Origin of the sequence: Georgenia daeguensis (genome assembly GCF_039537705.1) — a bacterium.
GTDB classification, from domain to species: Bacteria; Actinomycetota; Actinomycetes; order Actinomycetales; family Actinomycetaceae; genus Georgenia; species Georgenia daeguensis.
Genome location: NZ_BAABBA010000020.1, coordinates 41602 through 58308 on the forward strand (window position 1 = coordinate 41602; position 16707 = coordinate 58308).

Genomic DNA, 16707 nt, shown 5'->3' on the forward strand with positions numbered 1-16707 from the left:
CGCCGCCCGGGGGCACGGGGCGTCGACGGTGTGACGCACGTCCCCTCCGGGACTTTCGGACCCGGTCCGCGCGGTTCGCCCGGCGGGCCCAGGGACACCGGCACCCGGTGTGCCACGATGGGCGAGACACCGAGAGGCCGCCCCGCGGAAGGAGCACCCCATGCCCGACCACCTGCCCGAGGTCTACACCGACTTCCGGAAGCGCTTCAGCGAGGTCGCGCGCAGCCAGGACGCCCTCGCCGCGGCCGTCGACGCGGCCGGCCCGCTCGACGAGCGAACCACGCGCCTGGTCAAGCTCGGCATCGCCGTCGGCGCCCAGGCCGAGGGGGCGGTCCGCTCGAACGTGCGCAAGGCGCTCGCGGCCGGTGCGACCGTCGAGGAGGTCGAGCAGGTGGTGCTGCTCGGGATGACCACCCGCGGCTTCCCCGCCACCGTGGCGGCGTGGCAGTGGCTGAACGAGGTCGTGGGGGAGCGGGAGTGAGCGACCGGCGAACCGGGCCGGCCGAGACCGGCCCGGGTGCGGGACGCGGCGACGAGACCCGCAAGATGACCGTGATGAACGCCTGGCTCGACGAGGTCTGCGCGGAGCTCGGCGTCGACCGTGACGTGCTGAGCGCGGCCACCCCACCGATGCTGCGCCTCATCAGCGAGGTCGCGCACGGCCCCAGCCGTCCCGGCGCACCCCTGACGGCCTTCGTCGTCGGTCTCGCGGCGGCCCGGGCCGCCGGCGGGACGGACGAGCAGGCGGGCGCCGTCGTCGAGCGGGTCGACGCCGTCAGCGCCCTGGTGGCGCGGTGGAACGAGCGTCACGACGGCGCCACGCCGGGCGCACCGGCCGCGCCGGGCCGGGCTGGGGCGAACGAGACGGAGGGCACGCGATGACCTCGCGGGTCACCCCGCCCGGTCACCGCGTGGTGCTCGCGGACGTGCGCGACACCGCGATCGAGGTGGGGGAGTGCGCGGCCGCGGTGGACGATCCGGCGGCGGGCGCCGTCGTCACGTTCGGCGGCGTGGTGCGCAACCACGACGGCGGGCGCAGCGTGCGCGAGATCGAGTACGTCGGCCACCCGACGGCCGGGCAGGTCGTCGCGGAGGTGGCCGCCGACGTCGCCGCACGGTTCCCGGTCGACGCGGTCGCCGTCGTGCACCGGGTCGGCACGCTGCGGGTGGGCGACGTGGCCCTGGCGGCCGCTGTCTCCGCCGCGCACCGCGCCGAGGCGTTCGAGGCGACGGCGGAGCTGGTCGAGGAGATCAAGCGCCGCCTGCCGGTGTGGAAGCGTCAGGTCTTCCCCGACGGCACGCACGAGTGGACCGGGAGCGCTTGAGGCTCAGCCCCCGGCGAAGGGCGGGAGGACGTCGACGCGCACCGCCGCCGCGCCCGGCGCGCCGAGCGGCGTCGAGCGGTCCTCGCGGACGACGTCGTCGACCAGCAGGCTGGAGATCGCCAGCACCCGTCCCAGCGCCGGGCCGCGGGCGGTGGCGAGGGCGGCCACGAGGTCGCTCGCGGTGGCCCCGTCCGCCAGCGGGACGTCCTCGGCCGTGACGCCCGCCGCCTCGGCCGCCGCGGCGAAGTAGCGGACGCGGGCGGTGAGGGTGCCCACCGCGGGGGAGTCGAGGCGGGTGGTCATGTCATCCTCCGATGGCGCTCATGGGACGCTGCGGCTGCAGGAAGCCGGGGTCGTCGATGCCGTGGCCGGCCTTCTTGCCCCACATGGCGACCCGCCACGTCTCCGCGATCTCGGCGTCGGAGGCGCCCGAGCGCACGAGGCCCCGCAGGTCGGTCTCCGTCCGGGAGAACAGGCAGGTGCGCACCTGGCCGTCGGCCGTGAGGCGGGTGCGGTCGCAGGCGCCGCAGAACGGCTGCGTCACCGAGGCGATGACGCCGACGGTGCCGCCGGGGGTGTCCTCGGTGGGCTCCACCGTCCAGCGCTCGGCTGGGGCGGCGCCGCGCTCGCCGGGATCGTGGGGGGTGAGGGTGAACCGCCGGCGCAGCGTCGCCAGGATCTCCCCGGCGGTGACCATCTCGCCACGCTTCCACATCTCGGGCGGGCCGAGCGGCATCTGCTCGATGAACCGTAGCTCGAACCCCCGGCGCAGCGCGAAGGCGAGCAGGTCGGGTGCCTCGGCGTCGTTGAGACCGCGCATGAGGACGGAGTTGATCTTCACCGGCGTCAGCCCGGCCGCCTCGGAGGCGTCGATCCCGGCCAGGACGTCGGGCAGCCGGTCGCGGCGGACCAGCGTCGCGTACGTCTCCCGGTCCAGGGAGTCCAGGGAGATGTTCACGCGGTGCAGGCCCGCGGCGGCCAGCCCGGCCGCCCGCCGCTCGAGACCCAGCCCGTTGGTGGTCAGCGAGGTCTCCGGCACCTCGCCGGTGTCGGTGCGCAGCGCGGTGGTGGCGGCGACGATGTCCTCGAGGCCCTTGCGCAGCAGCGGCTCGCCGCCGGTGAAGCGGACCTCCCGGATGCCCAGGTGCTCGACCGCGACGGTGACGAGGCGCACCACCTCGGCGTCGGAGAGCACCTCGGCGGTGGGGAGCCAGTCGAACCCCTCCGGCGGCATGCAGTACTCGCACCGCAGGTTGCACCTGTCCGTGAGCGAGACGCGAAGGTCGCGGGCGACGCGCCCGAAGGTGTCCACGAGCCCGGCGGTCGCGGGCCGGGGGCTCGCCGGCGCACCCGCGACCGCCGTCCGGGGCGGGCCGGGCAGACCGAGATCGACTGGAGCCACCTCACCACTGTAGCCATGACACCCCAGGACGTTCGCCCCGACCGGCGGCACCGTGGCCGTGCAGCGGGAAACGTGCCGTGGGTCAGGCGCCGTCGGACGGGACGCCGAGCCAGGCGTGCCAGCCGTTGTGCAGCACCAGCCAGGCGAGCAGGCCGTACCCGGCCTGACCGGGGTGCGCGCCGTCACCGGCGGCGACGTCCGCGTGCCACTGCTCGTGGGTGCGCAGCGGGTCGTGCGTCTCCACGTAGGGGATGTGCCGGCGCTGGCACACGTCCGCGAACGCGGCCGAGAGCTGGGCCAGTGCGACGTCGTCGACGTCCGGCCTCGGCGGGGGGCCGACGACGAAGCAGCTCACGCGGGCGGCGGCGGCGCCGTCGAGGATGTTGGCGAGGTTGAGTCGCGAGCGGGCGAGCGAGAGGCCCTCGTCCAGGTCGGCCGAGCCGAGCCCGACGACGAGCCGGTTGTCGCTGCGGGCGCCGAAGCGGCGGTTCGCCTCGGTCTCCCACCGGGCGGCGAGGCTGGTGGTCGACTCGCGGGGCACGGCCAGCTGGGCGACGAAGACGGGATCCTCGGTGCGGGTCCGGGCCATCACCCGGCCCACCCAGCCGAGCCCGCGGGCGTCTCCCAGCCCGGCGACGAGCTCGTCGCCGATCACGCACACGCGCAGTCCCTCGTCCACACCGTTCCCTTCCGTCGCCGTCCTGACCCATCCTGCCTCGTCCGGTCGCCGGACCCGTGGACCCGCGCCGGGGCCGGCCGTCCCGGAGAGACGAAGGAGGGGCCGGCCCCGGACCCGGAGGTCCTGGGCCGGCCCCTCCCGGGTCCGTCACACGGTGCGCGGCACCGCTCAGCGGGCGAAGGCGCGGGCCATCAGGTCCGCGTTCTCCTCCTTGTGGCGCTTCCCCGAGCCGGTGGACGGCGAGGCCGCCGCCGGACGGGAGACGACGCGCAGGTCGCGGCCGCCCAGGGCGTCACCCAGGTGGTCGGAGACGAACGTCCACGGCCCCTGGTTCTGCGGCTCGTCCTGGACCCACACGACCTCGGCGCCCGGGAAGACGTCGAGCTCGGCCTTGATCTGCTCCAGCTCGAGCGGGTAGAGCTGCTCGAGGCGAAGGATCGCCGTGCGCGAGTCGTCGTTCTTGATCCGCTGGGCCGCCAGGTCGTAGTACACCCGGCCGGAGCACAGCAGGACGCGGTCGACCTGGTCCGCGGCCTCCCGGACGCGGGACTCCACCTCGCCGATGATCGGGCGGAACGTGCCCGACGTGAACTCCTCCACCGGGGAGGCGGCCGCCTTGAGGCGCAGCAGCTGCTTGGGGGAGAAGACGATCAGCGGCTTGCGCGGCCGGGCGTAGGCCTGGCGGCGCAGCATGTGGAAGTGGTTCGCCGGCGTGGAGGGCTGGGCCACCACCATGTTGTCCTCGGCGCACATCTGCAGGTAGCGCTCGATGCGGGCGGAGGAGTGGTCCGGCCCCTGGCCCTCGTAGCCGTGCGGCAGCAGCAGCACGAGCGAGGACGACTGCGCCCACTTCTGCTCCGAGGAGGAGATGAACTCGTCGATGACCGTCTGGGCGCCGTTGGCGAAGTCGCCGAACTGCGCCTCCCACAGCACCAGGGCGTCCGGGCGCTCGACCGAGTAGCCGTACTCGAACGCCATGGCGGCGTACTCGCTCAGCGAGGAGTCGTACACCCAGAACTTCGCCTGGTCCGGTGTGAGGTACATCAGCGGCGTCCACTCGGCACCGGTGCGGTGGTCGTGGAGGACCGCGTGACGCTGCACGAAGGTGCCGCGGCGCGAGTCCTGACCCGCCAGGCGCACCGGCGTGCCCTCCATGAGGAGGGAGCCGAAGGCGAGGATCTCGCCGAAGCCCCAGTCGATGCCGCCCTCGGAGGCCATCTTCTCGCGGCGCTCGAGCAGCTGCATGAGCTTGGGGTGGACGTCGAAGCCCTCCGGCGGGCGCACGTGAGCCTGGCCGACCCGCTCGAGCACCTCGGGGCTGACCGCCGTCTGCCAGCCGACCATCGTGCCGGCGTCCTCGAGCTGGGACTCGGGCAGCTCCAGCCCGGCGACCTGCTCGCCCTTCTGCGGCGGCGTCCAGCCACCCTCGCGGGTCTCGGTGAAGGCCCGCTCGAGCTCGCTCTGGTACTCCTTCAGCGCCGCCTCGGCCTGCTCCTCGGTGAGGTCGCCACGGCCGATGAGGGACTCGGTGTAGAGCTTCCGCACCGAGCGCTTGTTCTCGATCAGGGAGTACATCACCGGCTGGGTCATCGAGGGGTCGTCACCCTCGTTGTGGCCGCGCTTGCGGTAGCAGACCATGTCGACGATGACGTCCTTGTGGAACCGCTGGCGGTACTCGAACGCCAGCTCCGCCACGCGGGCCACGGCCTCGGGGTCGTCCCCGTTGACATGGAAGACGGGGATCTGCAGGCCCTTGGCGATGTCGGTCGCGTAGTACGACGAGCGCGAGCTCGACGGGCCCGTGGTGAAGCCGATCTGGTTGTTGACGACGACGTGCACCGTGCCGCCGGTGCGGTAGCCGCGCAGCTGGGAGAGGTTGAGCGTCTCCGTGACCACGCCCTGGCCGGCGAAGGCCGCGTCGCCGTGGATGAGCACCGGCAGGACCGAGAAGCCCTGCTCGCCCAGGTCGATGCGGTCCTGCTTGGCGCGGACCACGCCCTCGAGCACGCCGTCGGCGGCCTCGAGGTGGGAGGGGTTCGCCGCCAGGTAGACCTTGGTGGTCGAGCCGTCCGGGGCGGTGAACTCGCCCACGGTCCCCAGGTGGTACTTGACGTCGCCGGAGCCCTGGACCGTGCGCGGGTCCTGGTTGCCCTCGAACTCGGAGAAGATCTGCCCGTAGGACTTCCCGGCGATGTTGGCCAGGACGTTGAGGCGGCCGCGGTGGGCCATGGCGATGCCCACCTCGTCCAGGCCGTCCTCGGCGGCCCCGGTCAGCAGGGTGTCCAGGAGCGGGATGAGGGACTCCCCGCCCTCGAGGGAGAAGCGCTTCTGCCCGACGTACTTCGTCTGCAGGAACGTCTCGAACGCCTCGGCCTCGTTGAGCTTGCGCAGGATGCGCAGCTGCTGCTCGTTCGTCGGCTTCGAGTACGGCGTCTCGAGCCGCTCCTGGAACCAGGTGCGCTGCGTGCGGTCGGCGATGTGCATGTACTCGACGCCGATGGTGCGGCAGTACGAGTCACGCAGCTGGCCGAGGATGTCGCGCAGCGTCATCTTCGCCGACCCGCCGAACCCACCCGTGGGGAAGGTGCGCTCGAGGTCCCACAGGGTCAGCCCGTAGTTGGTGATGTCCAGGTCGGGGTGCCGGCGCTGCCGGTAGGCGAGCGGGTCGGTGTCCGCCATGAGGTGGCCGCGTGAGCGGTACGCGTGGATCAGCTCGGCGATGCGGGCCGACTTGCCCATCTCGTTCTCGGGGTCGTACTCGACGTCCTTCATCCACCGCACGGGCTCGTACGGCACGCGCAGGGCGGAGAAAACCCGGTCGTAGAAGCCGTCCGTGCCCAGGAGCTTGGTGTGGATGATCTTGAGGAACTCGCCCGAGGCGGCGCCCTGGATGATCCGGTGGTCGTAGGTCGAGGTCAGCGTCAGCACCTTGGAGACGCCCACGCGTGCCAGCGTCTGGGTGGAGGAGCCGGCGAACTCCGCCGGGTAGTCCATCGCGCCGACGCCGATGATCGTGCCCTGGCCCTTCATGAGCCGGGGGATCGAGTGGACCGTGCCGATGCCGCCAGGGTTGGTCAGCGTGATGGTGGTGCCGGCGTAGTCCTCGAGCGTCAGCTTGTTGTTGCGGGCCTTGCGCACGAGGTCCTCGTAGGCCGCCCAGAACTGGGCGAAGTCCATCTCGTCCGCATTCTTCACCGACGGCACCACGAGGGAGCGGGTGCCGTCCGGCCGCGGCAGGTCGATGGCCAGGCCGAAGTTCACGTGGGCGGGCTGGAAGACGGCCGGCTTGCCGTCCTCCGTCTCCGTGTACGAGTAGTTCATGTCCGGCATCTCGGACAGCGCCTCGACCATCGCGAAACCGATGAGGTGCGTGAAGGAGATCTTCCCGCCGCGGCCCCGCGAGAGGTGGCTGTTGATGACGATGCGGTTGTCGACCATCACCTTGGCGGGGACGGCGCGCACCGAGGTGGCGACCGGCAGCTGCAGGCTGGTCTCCATGTTCGACACGGTGCGGGCCGCGACGCCGCGGAGCTTGACCGTCTCGTCCTCGGCCGCGCGCGAGGTCTCCCCGCCGCGCGCGGCCGCGCGCGCGGCGTAGGGCGACGACGGCGGCTGCGCCGCGACCGGCGGCGCCGGCGGCAGGTCGCCGCGCAGCTCGTCGGTGGCGGGCTGCTCGCTGCGCGGGTCGACGCGGGTCACGGCGGTGGGCCGCGTCCCGGTGGAGGGAGCGTCGGCCCGGCTCGCGGCCGGCGTCGCCTCCTGCTCGGTGGTGGCCGGGCGCTCGGCGGCGGTGCCGGAGGTCGGGGCGCGGCCGGAGCCGTTGGCCCCGCCGCCCTCGTAGCCCTCGAAGAAGTCCCACCAGGCCGGATCGACCGACTGCTTGTCCTGGCGGTACTTCTCGTACAGCTCCTCGATGAGCCACTCGTTGGCGCCGAAGGCAGCCATGGGGTCGTTGTGTTCCTGCGTGGACACTCGGAAATCGCCCTCTTCCAGGGGGTGTGACGAAGATCCCTTCAACCCTATGCGGTGGCGGTCCGCAGGCGCGCATCACCCGGGGCGGGAGGGCTGAAAATCACATCCCGAGGCGCCGCGCGGGGCCGGCCCGACCAAGGACGGGTCAAGCGTCCGTCACCGGCCGTCTAGGACCAAGGGCCCGACGGCGGCACCCTTCCGGCCGGGGACCGGCCGGCCAGCGGCCGGCGCGACGGCACCGTGGCGGGCCTCGCGGTGCGGCCCGGTGGGCACCCGCGGCGACCTGTGCCGGTGACCGCCACCGGGAACTGCCCGTGCGCGGTGGACGACGGGGGGCCCGCTCGTACAATCGAGCCACCATGCGACGATCCCGCCGCGGTCGACATCCCGCCGACCCTCCTGAACCCAGCCCGGACAGGTCCGCGCCCCGGACGCGGAGGAGCGCGTGCTGAGCGACTGGCTGCTCGTCCTCCTCGGCGTGGTCCTCACCGCCGGCACCTTCGTGTTCGTGGCGGCGGAGTTCTCGCTCGTCGCCCTCGACCCCGGCACCGTCGACCGCCGGGTCGCGGCCGGCGACAAACGCGCCGCCGGTGTGAGCCGGGCGCTGAAGCACCTGTCGCTGGAGCTCTCCAGCGCCCAGGTCGGCATCACCGCGACGACGATCCTGCTGGGGTACACCACGCAGTCCGCCGTGGCGAACCTGCTCACCGGGCCGCTCGGGTCGGCCGGGCTCGCCGAGGCGGCGGCGACGGCGACCGCCGTCGTCCTCTCCCTCGTCCTCGTCAACACCTTCTCGATGGTCTTCGGCGAGCTCGTCCCGAAGAACCTCGCCCTGGCCGACCCGCTGGCGACGGCCGGGTACGTCGCCCCCGTCCAGCGCGTCTTCACGCGGGCGCTGCGGCCGGTGATCACCGGCCTGAACGAGTCGGCCAACTGGATCCTGCGCCGGTTCGGCGTCGAGCCCGCCGAGGAGCTCTCGGGCGGCCGGTCCGCCTCCGAGCTGGCCGCGCTCGTGCGCCGCTCCGCCGAGCACGGCACCCTCGACGTCTCGACGGCGACCCTGCTGACCCGGTCCATCGGGCTCGGCGCGCTCACCGCCGTCGACGTCATGACCGACCGTGGCCGCATCCACGCCCTCACGCGGGAGCAGACCGCGGCGGACGTCGTCGAGCTCGCGCGCACCACCGGCCACTCCCGCTTCCCGGTGATCGGGGACGACAACGACGACATCGTGGGGCTCGTCCACCTGCGCCGTGCCATCGCGGTGCCCTACGAGCGCCGCGCCGAGGTGCCCGTCGCCTCCTCCTCGCTCATGGTCGACGCGCCGCGCGTGCCCGAGACCGTCGCGCTCGCGCCGCTGCTCGTCCAGCTGCGCGACGAGGGCCTTCAGATGGCCGTCGTCGTCGACGAGTACGGCGGCACCTCCGGAGTGGTCACGCTGGAGGACGTCGTCGAGGAAGTTGTCGGCGACGTCGCCGACGAGCACGACCGCCGCCGTTCCGGCGCGCACGCGGGCCCGGGCGGGACGTGGGTGGTGCCGGGTGTCCTGCGGCCGGACGAGCTGGCGCACAAGGCCGACCTCGTCGTGCCCGACGACGGACCGTACGAGACGCTCGGAGGCCTGGTGATGGAGCGTCTGGGCCGCATCCCGCGGGTCGGTGACGAGGTGCGGGTCAACGACGTCGTGCTGCACGTGGAACAGATGGACGGCCGGCGGGTTGACCGTCTGCGGGTCTGGCGAGCGGCGGAGGAGGACGCATGAGCACCGGCACCGCGCTGCTCGTCGGCGTCGTGCTGCTCGCGCTGAACGCATTCTTCGTCGGCGCCGAGTTCGCGGTCATGTCCGCGCGACGCTCGCGCATCGAGCCGCTGGCCGAGCAGGGCTCGCGCCCGGCGAAGATCGTCCTGTACGCGATGGAGCACGTCACCCTCATGCTCGCCTGCGCGCAGCTGGGCGTGACCGTGTGCTCGACGAGCCTCGGCGTGGTGGCGGAGCCCGCGATCGCCGGCCTCGTGGAGGGGCCGATGGTGGCGGCGGGGCTCCCGGCCGAGGCGAGCCACGTCGTCGGCTTCACCGTCGCGGTGGCCCTCGTCGTGTACCTGCACGTGGTGGTGGGCGAGATGGTGCCGAAGAACCTCGCCGTGACCTCGCCCGAGCGGGCGGCGATGATCTTCGCGCCCCCGCTGGTGCTGATCTCCAAGGTGCTCCACCCGGTGGTCGCCGGGCTGAACTGGATCGCGAACTCGGCGCTGAGAATTGTCGGGATCGAGCCGAAGGACGAGGTGACCTCCGCCTTCACCGCTCAGGAGGTGGCCTCGATCGTGGAGCGCTCGCAGGCGGAGGGCGTCCTCAACGACGACCTCGGCCTGCTCGCCGGCGCCATCGAGTTCTCGGAGGAGACGGCCGAGCAGGTGATGGTGCCGCTCGCCAAGCTCGTCACCCTGCCGGTCGGGTGCACGCCGGAGGACGTCGAGCGTGAGGTTGCCCGCACCGGCTTCTCCCGGTTCCCCGTGGTCGGCGCCGACGGCTCGCTGGCCGGCTACCTGCACGTCAAGGACGTCCTCTACGCCGACGGCGAGGCGCGCGGGACCCCCGTCCCGCCGTGGCGGATGCGCGCGCTCGCCGAGGTCGTCCCCGCCGACGAGGTGGAGGACGTCCTGGCCGTCATGCAGCGGACCGGCGCCCACCTGGCCCTCGTCACCCGCGAGCGGGCGCCGGGGGAGCGGGTGGAGATCGGCGTAGTGTTCCTGGAGGACATCCTCGAGGAGCTCGTCGGCGAGGTGCGTGACTCCATGCAGCGCGCCGAACGCCGGTGAGGGCCCCCGCAGAGGCCTCGTGAACGGTTCGTGAACCGCTTGCTGACGCGATTTTCCCCGCGTCCGGCGGTGCCCGTGCCGGGTGATCCACACCTCACCGGAGAGGTATTGGACGGGCAGGTACACCTTCGTTATTGTTCCGTGACACACCGTTAACCGGGGTCGCCCGGAAGGCGGTCCTCGACGGCCTCCCGCAGGTCGAGCCACTCCACCCTCCGGAGGTTGTTTCATGTCGGAAAGTGCTGTGCCCGCATCCCAGGCACCGCTGACCCGACGACAGATCCGTGAGGCGGAGCGCGCGCGAGAGGCGGCCGCGGCCGCGGAGCGGGAGGCGGCGCTGGCCGCTGAGCGCCAGGCTGCGCTGGCCGCTGAGCGCCAGGCTGCGCTGGCCGCGGAGAGTGAGCGGCTGGCTGCTGAGGGACGTGAGCGTGAGGCTGCGCTGGCCGCGGAACGTGAGCGTGCGGCCGAGGAGCGCGAGCGGGAGCTTGCGGCAGAGCGTGAACGAGAGGCTGCGGCGGAACGTCAGCGTGAGGCGGCGGCCGCGGAGCGGACGCGGCAGACAGTGGCCGCGGCGGACGTGACGCTCGCGCCGGCCGCGCGCGACGCGGTGCGGCAGAACGCCGCCGAACAGGCAGTCGCGGCCGACGCCCGCGCGAGGGACACGGCCGACACCGAGGTGCTGCCGGTCCCGCCGCCGCCCTCCCGCCGGGCCCTCCGCCCCGCTCCCCGTACCTCCGCCGCCGCGAGCCGCGCGCACCGGTCGTGGGCCCCGCGCGCGGCCGTGCTCGGCGCGATGGGCGCTCTGACCATCGTCGCCCCGCTCACCGGTTTCGCCGCGCCCGAGGCGGAACCTGCCGCCGCCGCCGCGGTGGCCCCTCAGCCCAGCGTCCTGGATGTGCTCGACGAGCAGGCCGCGAACGTGGCGCTCGCGGCCGTGCCTGCCAGCCTCCTCAAGGACCCCGCCGCCTCGAGCCGGGCCACGGTCCTGCAGACCTCGCGCGCCGCGGACCGCGACGCACTCACGTGCGCCCCGCTCGACGGGGCGAGCGGTGCCCGCGCCGCCGTGACCGAGCGCGCCGAGCAGTACGTCCGCCCGCTCGCCGACGGCACCTACCGCAACTCCTCGCACTACGGGAACCGCTCGCACCCGCTCTCCGGGGCGTACAGCTTCCACACCGGGACCGACTACGCGGCCCCGCTGGGCACACCCATCTACGCGATCGCCGACGGCACCGTGGAGTACGTCGGCGCCGGCAAGGACGGGCGGTCGAGCATGCTCGTGATCCTCCGCCACGAGGTCGACGGGCAGACGGTCTACAGCTGGTACGTGCACATGTACCGCGACGGCATCCACGTCACCGAGGGCCAGCAGGTCTCTGCCGGCCAGGTCATCGCCGAGGTCGGCAACAACGGCAACTCCACCGGCCCGCACCTGCACCTCGAGATCCACCTCGACGACCAGGGCACGACGGTGGACCCGCTGCCCTGGCTGGAGAAGCTCGGGGCGGTCGAGGTCGCCGCCCTCTGCTGAGGCGCGGAAACCCCACCCCCACGACGCCGCCCTCCGGCGGGGCGTGCTGTCGTCGACGTCGTGCACCATCGGCGCGTCCTGCGGCGGAGCCCTCTGTGTGAGCACGGCCACAGCACGCATGTGGTTTATGGCCGACAGCCACATGGTTGCGGCCGACGAGCCTTCCTAACGTTCACTGCACCGCACTCGTAGCGGCAAAGGAGCCAGGGAAGGAGCGGCGTGACGTCGACGACACAGGGGATCGCCCTGCGGGCCACCGGCCTGACGAAGGACTTCCGCGGCTTCCGCGCCGTCAACGACGTCGACCTCACGGTGGCGGAGGGCGGCGTCCACGCCCTGGTGGGGCCGAACGGCGCCGGCAAGACGACGTTGTTCAACCTCCTCAGCGGCTTCCTCAAGCCCACCTCCGGCACGATCACCGTGCGGGGGGAGGACGTCACCGGGCTGCAGCCCGAGCAGATCGCGCACAAGGGCGTCGCCCGGTCGTTCCAGATCACGAGCCTCTTCGAGAACCTCGACCCGCGCGAGCACGTCGAGCTGGCGCTCCAGAGCCGCACCACGATGGGCCGGACGTTCTGGCGCTCCGACCGCCTCATGCGCCAGTTCCGCCCGCGGGCCGACGAGCTGCTCGAGGAGGTGGGCCTGAGCCACCTGGCGACGAAGCCGGCGGGCGAGCTCGCCTACGGCCAGAAGCGCGCGCTCGAGATGGCTCTGGTCCTCGCCCTCGACCCGGCGATCATGCTGCTCGACGAGCCGACCGCCGGCATGGGCATCGAGGACGTCACGCGCACCATCGAGCTCGTCAAGCGGATCGCGGCCGGCCGCACCGTCGTGTTCGTGGACCACAACATGCACGTCGTCGGCAGCCTGGCCGACAAGGTGACGGTGCTCCAGCAGGGGCGCGTCCTCGCCGAGGGCACGTACGAGGAGGTCCGCAAGGACCCCCGCGTGATCACCGCCTACCTCGGGGAGGCCAGCAATGCTTGAGATCAGGAACCTCAGCGCCTGGTACGGCGAGGCCCGCGCGCTGCACGACGTCGACGTCGACGTCGCGGCCGGGGAGGTCGTGACCCTCGTCGGGCGCAACGGCGCCGGGAAGACCACGCTCCTGCGCTCCGTGATGGGGCTGCACCGCCAGGTGAGCGGCGCGGTGATGCTCGACGGCACCGACGTCAGCGGCGTGCCGGTCCACCGCCGGGCGCGCCTGGGGATGGGCTGGGTCCAGGACGACCGTGGCATCTACGCCTCGCTCTCCGTGGAGGAGAACCTGCTGCTCCCGCCCGTGGTCTCGTCCCGCGCGTGGCCCCTGGCCCGCGTCTACGAGACGTTCCCGGTGCTGGCCGACCGGCGCAAGGCCGCCGGCACCACGCTCTCGGGGGGCGAGCAGCAGATGCTGGCCATCGCGCGCGTGCTCCGGACCGGCGCGAAGCTCCTGCTGCTCGACGAGCCCACCGAGGGCCTCGCCCCGGTCATCGTCGCCGCCATCGGTGACATCGTCCGCGAGGTCAAGGCGGCCGGGGTGACCGTGCTGCTGATCGAGCAGAACGTCAAGTTCGCCGCCACCGTGGCCGACCGCCACTACCTGCTGTCCCAGGGGCGCATCGTCGAGCACCTCGACAACGCGGAGTTCGTCGCTCGCGAGCACGAGCTCCTCGAGCACCTCGGGGTCTGAGCGAGGTCACCAGCCGGCCACCGGCACCACACCCACGAACCGACCATCCACCAACCGACACCACCACCCACGAACGAAGGAGTTCGGATGACCAAGAAGCTTGCGGGCAGCGCGGCCGCCCTGATGTCCGGGACGCTCCTGCTGGGCGCGTGCGCCGGCGGTGGCCCCTCGAGCGCCGAGGGGTCGTTCACGGACGACAAGATCGTCATCGGCGTCCTCAACGACCAGTCCGGCGTCTACAAGGACCTGTCCGGGCCGAACAGCGTGATCGCCGTCGAGATGGCGGTGCAGGACTACCTCGAGAAGTACGGCGACGACGCGGTCGTCACCGAGGAGCAGATCGAGGTCATCACCGCCGACCACCAGAACGAGCCGGACGTCGCCAACACCAAGGCGCAGGAGATGTACGACCGGCAGGGTGCCGACATCATCCTCGACGTCCCCGCCTCCTCGGCGGCGCTCGCGGTGGCCAGCCAGGCCGACCAGAAGAAGAAGCTGCACTTCAACATCGGTGCCGCCACCACGGAGCTGACCGGCGCGCAGTGCAGCCCGTACGTCTTCCACTGGGCCTACGACACCTACATGCTGGCGAACGGCACCGGCAAGACCGTGACCGAGAACGGAGGCAAGGACTGGCAGATCATCTACCCGGACTACGCCTTCGGCCAGGACATGGAGAAGTCCTTCACCGAGGCCGTCACGGAGGCCGGCGGGACCGTCAGCGGATCGATCGCCACGCCGTTCCCCAACGACAACTTCTCGACCTTCCTGACCAAGGCGGCCTCCGGCCAGCCGGACGTCATCGGGACCATGCAGGCGGGCGGCGACCTGATCAACCTCGTCAAGCAGTACAACGAGGCCGGGCTCCGCGACCAGGGCATCAGCCTCGCCGTCGGCCTGATGTTCATCACCGACATCCACTCCCTGGGTGTCGACCAGTTCGAGGGGACGACCTTCACCGACGCCTGGTACTGGAACATGGACGAGGAGTCCCGCGCCTGGGCCGACCGCTTCCTCGAGGAGGCCGGGAGCCGCCCGTCCTTCGCCCACGCCGGCAACTACTCGGCCGCCCTGCAGTACCTCGAGGCGGTCCAGGCCACCGAGACCGACGACGCGGACGCCGTCGTCGAGGACCTCAACGGCAAGGAGGTCGAGGACGTCTTCCTGCGCAACGGCAAGATCCGCGCCGAGGACCACCGCGTCATCCACGACGTCTACCTCGCCGAGGTCAAGGCGCCCGACGAGGTCAGCGAGGACTGGGACTACCAGAACATCCTCAACACGATCCCGGCCGAGGAGGCCTTCCAGCCGGTCGACGAGTCCGGCTGCGAGATGGGCTGATTCGCAGCAGCGGTCACGGTGCGCCGGGTGCCTCCAAGGCACCCGGCGCTCCCCGGACGGGAAGGGACGGGCGATGAACGAGATTCTGCAGTACACGATCCAGGGCCTGGCGGCGGGCAGCTTCTACGCGGTCGCCGCCCTCGGGCTGGCGGTCATCTTCGGCGTGCTCGGCGTCGTGAACTTCGCGCACGGCGCGTGCTACATGCTCGGGGCGATCGCCGCCGCCGTCCTCCAGGACGCGCTCGGGCTGAGCTTCTGGTGGGCCCTCCTGGTGGTCCCGATCCTGCTCTTCGTCTTCGGGGTGATCATCGAGCGACTCTTCGTCCAGTGGCTGCTCCGCCTCGAGCCGCTGTACAACTTCCTGCTCACCTTCGGGCTGGCGCTCTTCCTCGTCGACCTGGTCAAGCGCCGCTACGGCGTCTCCGGACTTCCCTACGAGCGACCCGAGGTCCTCACCGGACAGATCACGGTCGGCGAGCTGCGCCTGCCGACGTACCAGGTGTTCGTGTTCGTCTTCTCGGTGCTGGTGTGCCTGGCCGTGTGGCTGGTCATGAGCCGCACCCGGGTCGGGATGATCGTCCGGGCCGCCACGGAACGGCCCGACGTCGCCCGCGCCCTCGGCGTGAACGTCGGCCGGTGGATCACGCCCGTGTTCGGCTTCGGGATCGCCCTGGCCGGGCTGGCCGGCGTCCTGGCGGCCCCGTTCCGGGCCATCACGGCGGACATGGGCTCGAGCTTCATCATCATCCTGTTCGCCGTCGTCGTCATCGGCGGGCTCGGCTCCATCGTCGGAGCCGTCGTCGCCGGCTTCCTCGTCGGTCTGGTCGAGGCCTTCGGCCAGGCCTACGCGCCGGCGTTCGCGCAGATCGTCATCTTCGTGCTCATGGCCGTCGTGGTGCTGCTGCGCCCGGCCGGCCTGTTCGGACGGGAGGAGCGGGCATGAGCCCGACACCGCAGACCATGCTCGACGAGCAGGCCGCCAGCCGGATCGTCCCGAACTACGTCGCCCGCCGGTCGTTGCGGACCTGGGTCATGCTCGCCGTCGGCCTGGTCGCCGCGCTGGCCCTGCCGTGGATCATCTACCCGCCGGTCGCCATGGACATCGCCTGCTGGGCGCTGTTCGCCGTCGCGCTGGACATCCTCCTCGGCTACACCGGCCTGCTCTCCTTCGGGCACGCGGCGTTCTGGGGCGGGTCCGCGTACGTCACCGGCCTGGTGGCGGTGCACCTCGGGGTGCCGTTCCCGCTGGCGGTGCTCGCCGGTGCGCTCGCCGCGATGCTCCTCGCCCTGCCCATCGGCTTCCTCTCCGTGCGGCGGGCGGGCATCTACTTCGCCATGGTCACCCTCGCCTTCGCGCAGATGCTCTTCTTCGTCGCCAACCAGTGGCGCGACGTCACCGGTGGCGAGAACGGCCTGCAGTCGGTGCCGAAGACCTTCTTCGGCATCGAGGCGGTCGAGACCGACTCCTTCTACTTCTACTACGCGGCGCTGCCGATCATCGTGCTGGGAATGTGGATGGCCTGGCGGATCGTCCACTCGCCGTTCGGCCGGGTGCTGGTCTCCATCCGCGACAACGTCCCGCGCGCCCGCGCGCTCGGCTACGACGTCGAGAAGTACAAGGTGGCCGCCTTCGTCCTCTCCGCCGGGCTGGCCGGGCTCGCCGGCGGCATCTTCGCCGTCAGCCACGGGTTCGTCTCCCTGCAGGAGGTCAACTGGACCACCTCCGGCAAGGTCGTCCTCATCACCGTGCTGGGCGGCATCGGCACCCTGTGGGGCGGGATCGTCGGCGCAATCATCATCGTCATCCTCGAGGACCAGCTCGCCTCGTCCGGGTTCGAGGGGATCGGCATCATCACCGGGGCCGTCTTCGTCGCCGTGGTGCTGCTGTTCCGCAGGGGCGTGTGGGGCACGGCGCTGCACGCCGTGCGCTCCCGGAGCCGGAAGAAGGAGTGACGGGCAGAGAACGAC

15 protein-coding genes are annotated in these 16707 nt (G+C 72.1%); 11 read left to right on the plus strand and 4 right to left on the minus strand.

Annotation, left to right across the window (positions count from 1 at the left end; all coding sequences use genetic code 11):
- Positions 1-160 precede the first annotated feature (160 nt).
- From ABD774_RS16855 to ABD774_RS16865, 3 genes are read left to right on the plus strand one after another with little or no spacing between them, the layout of a single operon-like run.
- Positions 161-481, plus strand: a complete 321-nt coding sequence (locus ABD774_RS16855) for a carboxymuconolactone decarboxylase family protein (protein ID WP_345043698.1) — start codon at positions 161-163, stop codon at positions 479-481.
- A complete protein-coding gene (locus ABD774_RS16860) occupies positions 478-882 on the plus strand; it encodes a DUF6457 domain-containing protein (protein WP_345043701.1) in 405 nt (134 codons plus the stop codon). Before ABD774_RS16855 ends, ABD774_RS16860 begins: the two co-directional genes overlap by 4 nt.
- Positions 879-1325 carry a molybdenum cofactor biosynthesis protein MoaE gene (locus ABD774_RS16865; RefSeq protein ID WP_345043704.1) on the plus strand — a complete coding sequence of 149 codons (447 nt, stop codon included), beginning with the start codon at positions 879-881 and terminating at the stop codon, positions 1323-1325. Before ABD774_RS16860 ends, ABD774_RS16865 begins: the two co-directional genes overlap by 4 nt.
- Before the next feature lie 3 nt (positions 1326-1328).
- On the opposite strand, the gene ABD774_RS16870 is transcribed toward ABD774_RS16865, so the two are convergent.
- The 4 genes from ABD774_RS16870 to ABD774_RS16885 all read right to left on the minus strand — a co-directional run bounded on the left by ABD774_RS16870 (position 1329) and on the right by ABD774_RS16885 (position 7351).
- The gene (locus tag ABD774_RS16870) at positions 1329-1628 is read right to left on the minus strand and encodes a MoaD/ThiS family protein (protein ID WP_345043707.1); all 300 of its coding nucleotides are present in this window, start codon (positions 1626-1628) and stop codon (positions 1329-1331) included.
- A gap of 1 nt (position 1629) precedes the next feature.
- On the minus strand, positions 1630-2727 hold the full coding sequence (gene moaA / locus ABD774_RS16875; protein ID WP_425554584.1) for a GTP 3',8-cyclase MoaA: 1098 nt from the start codon (positions 2725-2727) through the stop codon (positions 1630-1632).
- A gap of 82 nt (positions 2728-2809) precedes the next feature.
- Positions 2810-3406 carry a GDSL-type esterase/lipase family protein gene (locus tag ABD774_RS16880; protein ID WP_345043711.1) on the minus strand — a complete coding sequence of 199 codons (597 nt, stop codon included), beginning with the start codon at positions 3404-3406 and terminating at the stop codon, positions 2810-2812.
- A gap of 168 nt (positions 3407-3574) precedes the next feature.
- On the minus strand, positions 3575-7351 hold the full coding sequence (locus ABD774_RS16885) for a multifunctional oxoglutarate decarboxylase/oxoglutarate dehydrogenase thiamine pyrophosphate-binding subunit/dihydrolipoyllysine-residue succinyltransferase subunit (RefSeq protein ID WP_425554585.1): 3777 nt from the start codon (positions 7349-7351) through the stop codon (positions 3575-3577).
- A gap of 475 nt (positions 7352-7826) precedes the next feature.
- On the opposite strand from ABD774_RS16885, the gene ABD774_RS16890 reads away from it, so the two are divergent.
- The 8 genes from ABD774_RS16890 to ABD774_RS16925 all read left to right on the plus strand — a co-directional run bounded on the left by ABD774_RS16890 (position 7827) and on the right by ABD774_RS16925 (position 16692).
- Complete coding sequence (locus ABD774_RS16890; protein WP_486327336.1) at positions 7827-9140, plus strand: hemolysin family protein; 1314 nt, start codon at positions 7827-7829, stop codon at positions 9138-9140.
- Positions 9137-10195 (plus strand): hemolysin family protein, encoded by a 1059-nt coding sequence (locus ABD774_RS16895; RefSeq protein WP_345043721.1) that lies wholly within the window; start codon positions 9137-9139, stop codon positions 10193-10195. Before ABD774_RS16890 ends, ABD774_RS16895 begins: the two co-directional genes overlap by 4 nt.
- Positions 10196-10439: 244 nt before the next feature.
- The gene (locus ABD774_RS16900; protein WP_345043724.1) at positions 10440-11726 is read left to right on the plus strand and encodes a M23 family metallopeptidase; all 1287 of its coding nucleotides are present in this window, start codon (positions 10440-10442) and stop codon (positions 11724-11726) included.
- A 219-nt stretch (positions 11727-11945) separates the two neighbouring features.
- The gene (locus ABD774_RS16905; RefSeq protein ID WP_345043728.1) at positions 11946-12713 is read left to right on the plus strand and encodes an ABC transporter ATP-binding protein; all 768 of its coding nucleotides are present in this window, start codon (positions 11946-11948) and stop codon (positions 12711-12713) included.
- Positions 12706-13398, plus strand: a complete 693-nt coding sequence (locus ABD774_RS16910) for an ABC transporter ATP-binding protein (protein WP_345043730.1) — start codon at positions 12706-12708, stop codon at positions 13396-13398. The genes ABD774_RS16905 and ABD774_RS16910 overlap by 8 nt, the downstream gene beginning before the upstream one ends.
- Before the next feature lie 123 nt (positions 13399-13521).
- Positions 13522-14739, plus strand: a complete 1218-nt coding sequence (locus ABD774_RS16915) for an ABC transporter substrate-binding protein (protein WP_486327337.1) — start codon at positions 13522-13524, stop codon at positions 14737-14739.
- 73 nt (positions 14740-14812) lie between these two features.
- Entirely contained in the window at positions 14813-15682 is an 870-nt protein-coding gene (locus ABD774_RS16920) for a branched-chain amino acid ABC transporter permease (protein WP_345043736.1), read from the plus strand.
- 89 nt (positions 15683-15771) lie between these two features.
- Positions 15772-16692 carry a branched-chain amino acid ABC transporter permease gene (locus tag ABD774_RS16925; protein WP_486327338.1) on the plus strand — a complete coding sequence of 307 codons (921 nt, stop codon included), beginning with the start codon at positions 15772-15774 and terminating at the stop codon, positions 16690-16692.
- Positions 16693-16707: the final 15 nt, after the last annotated feature.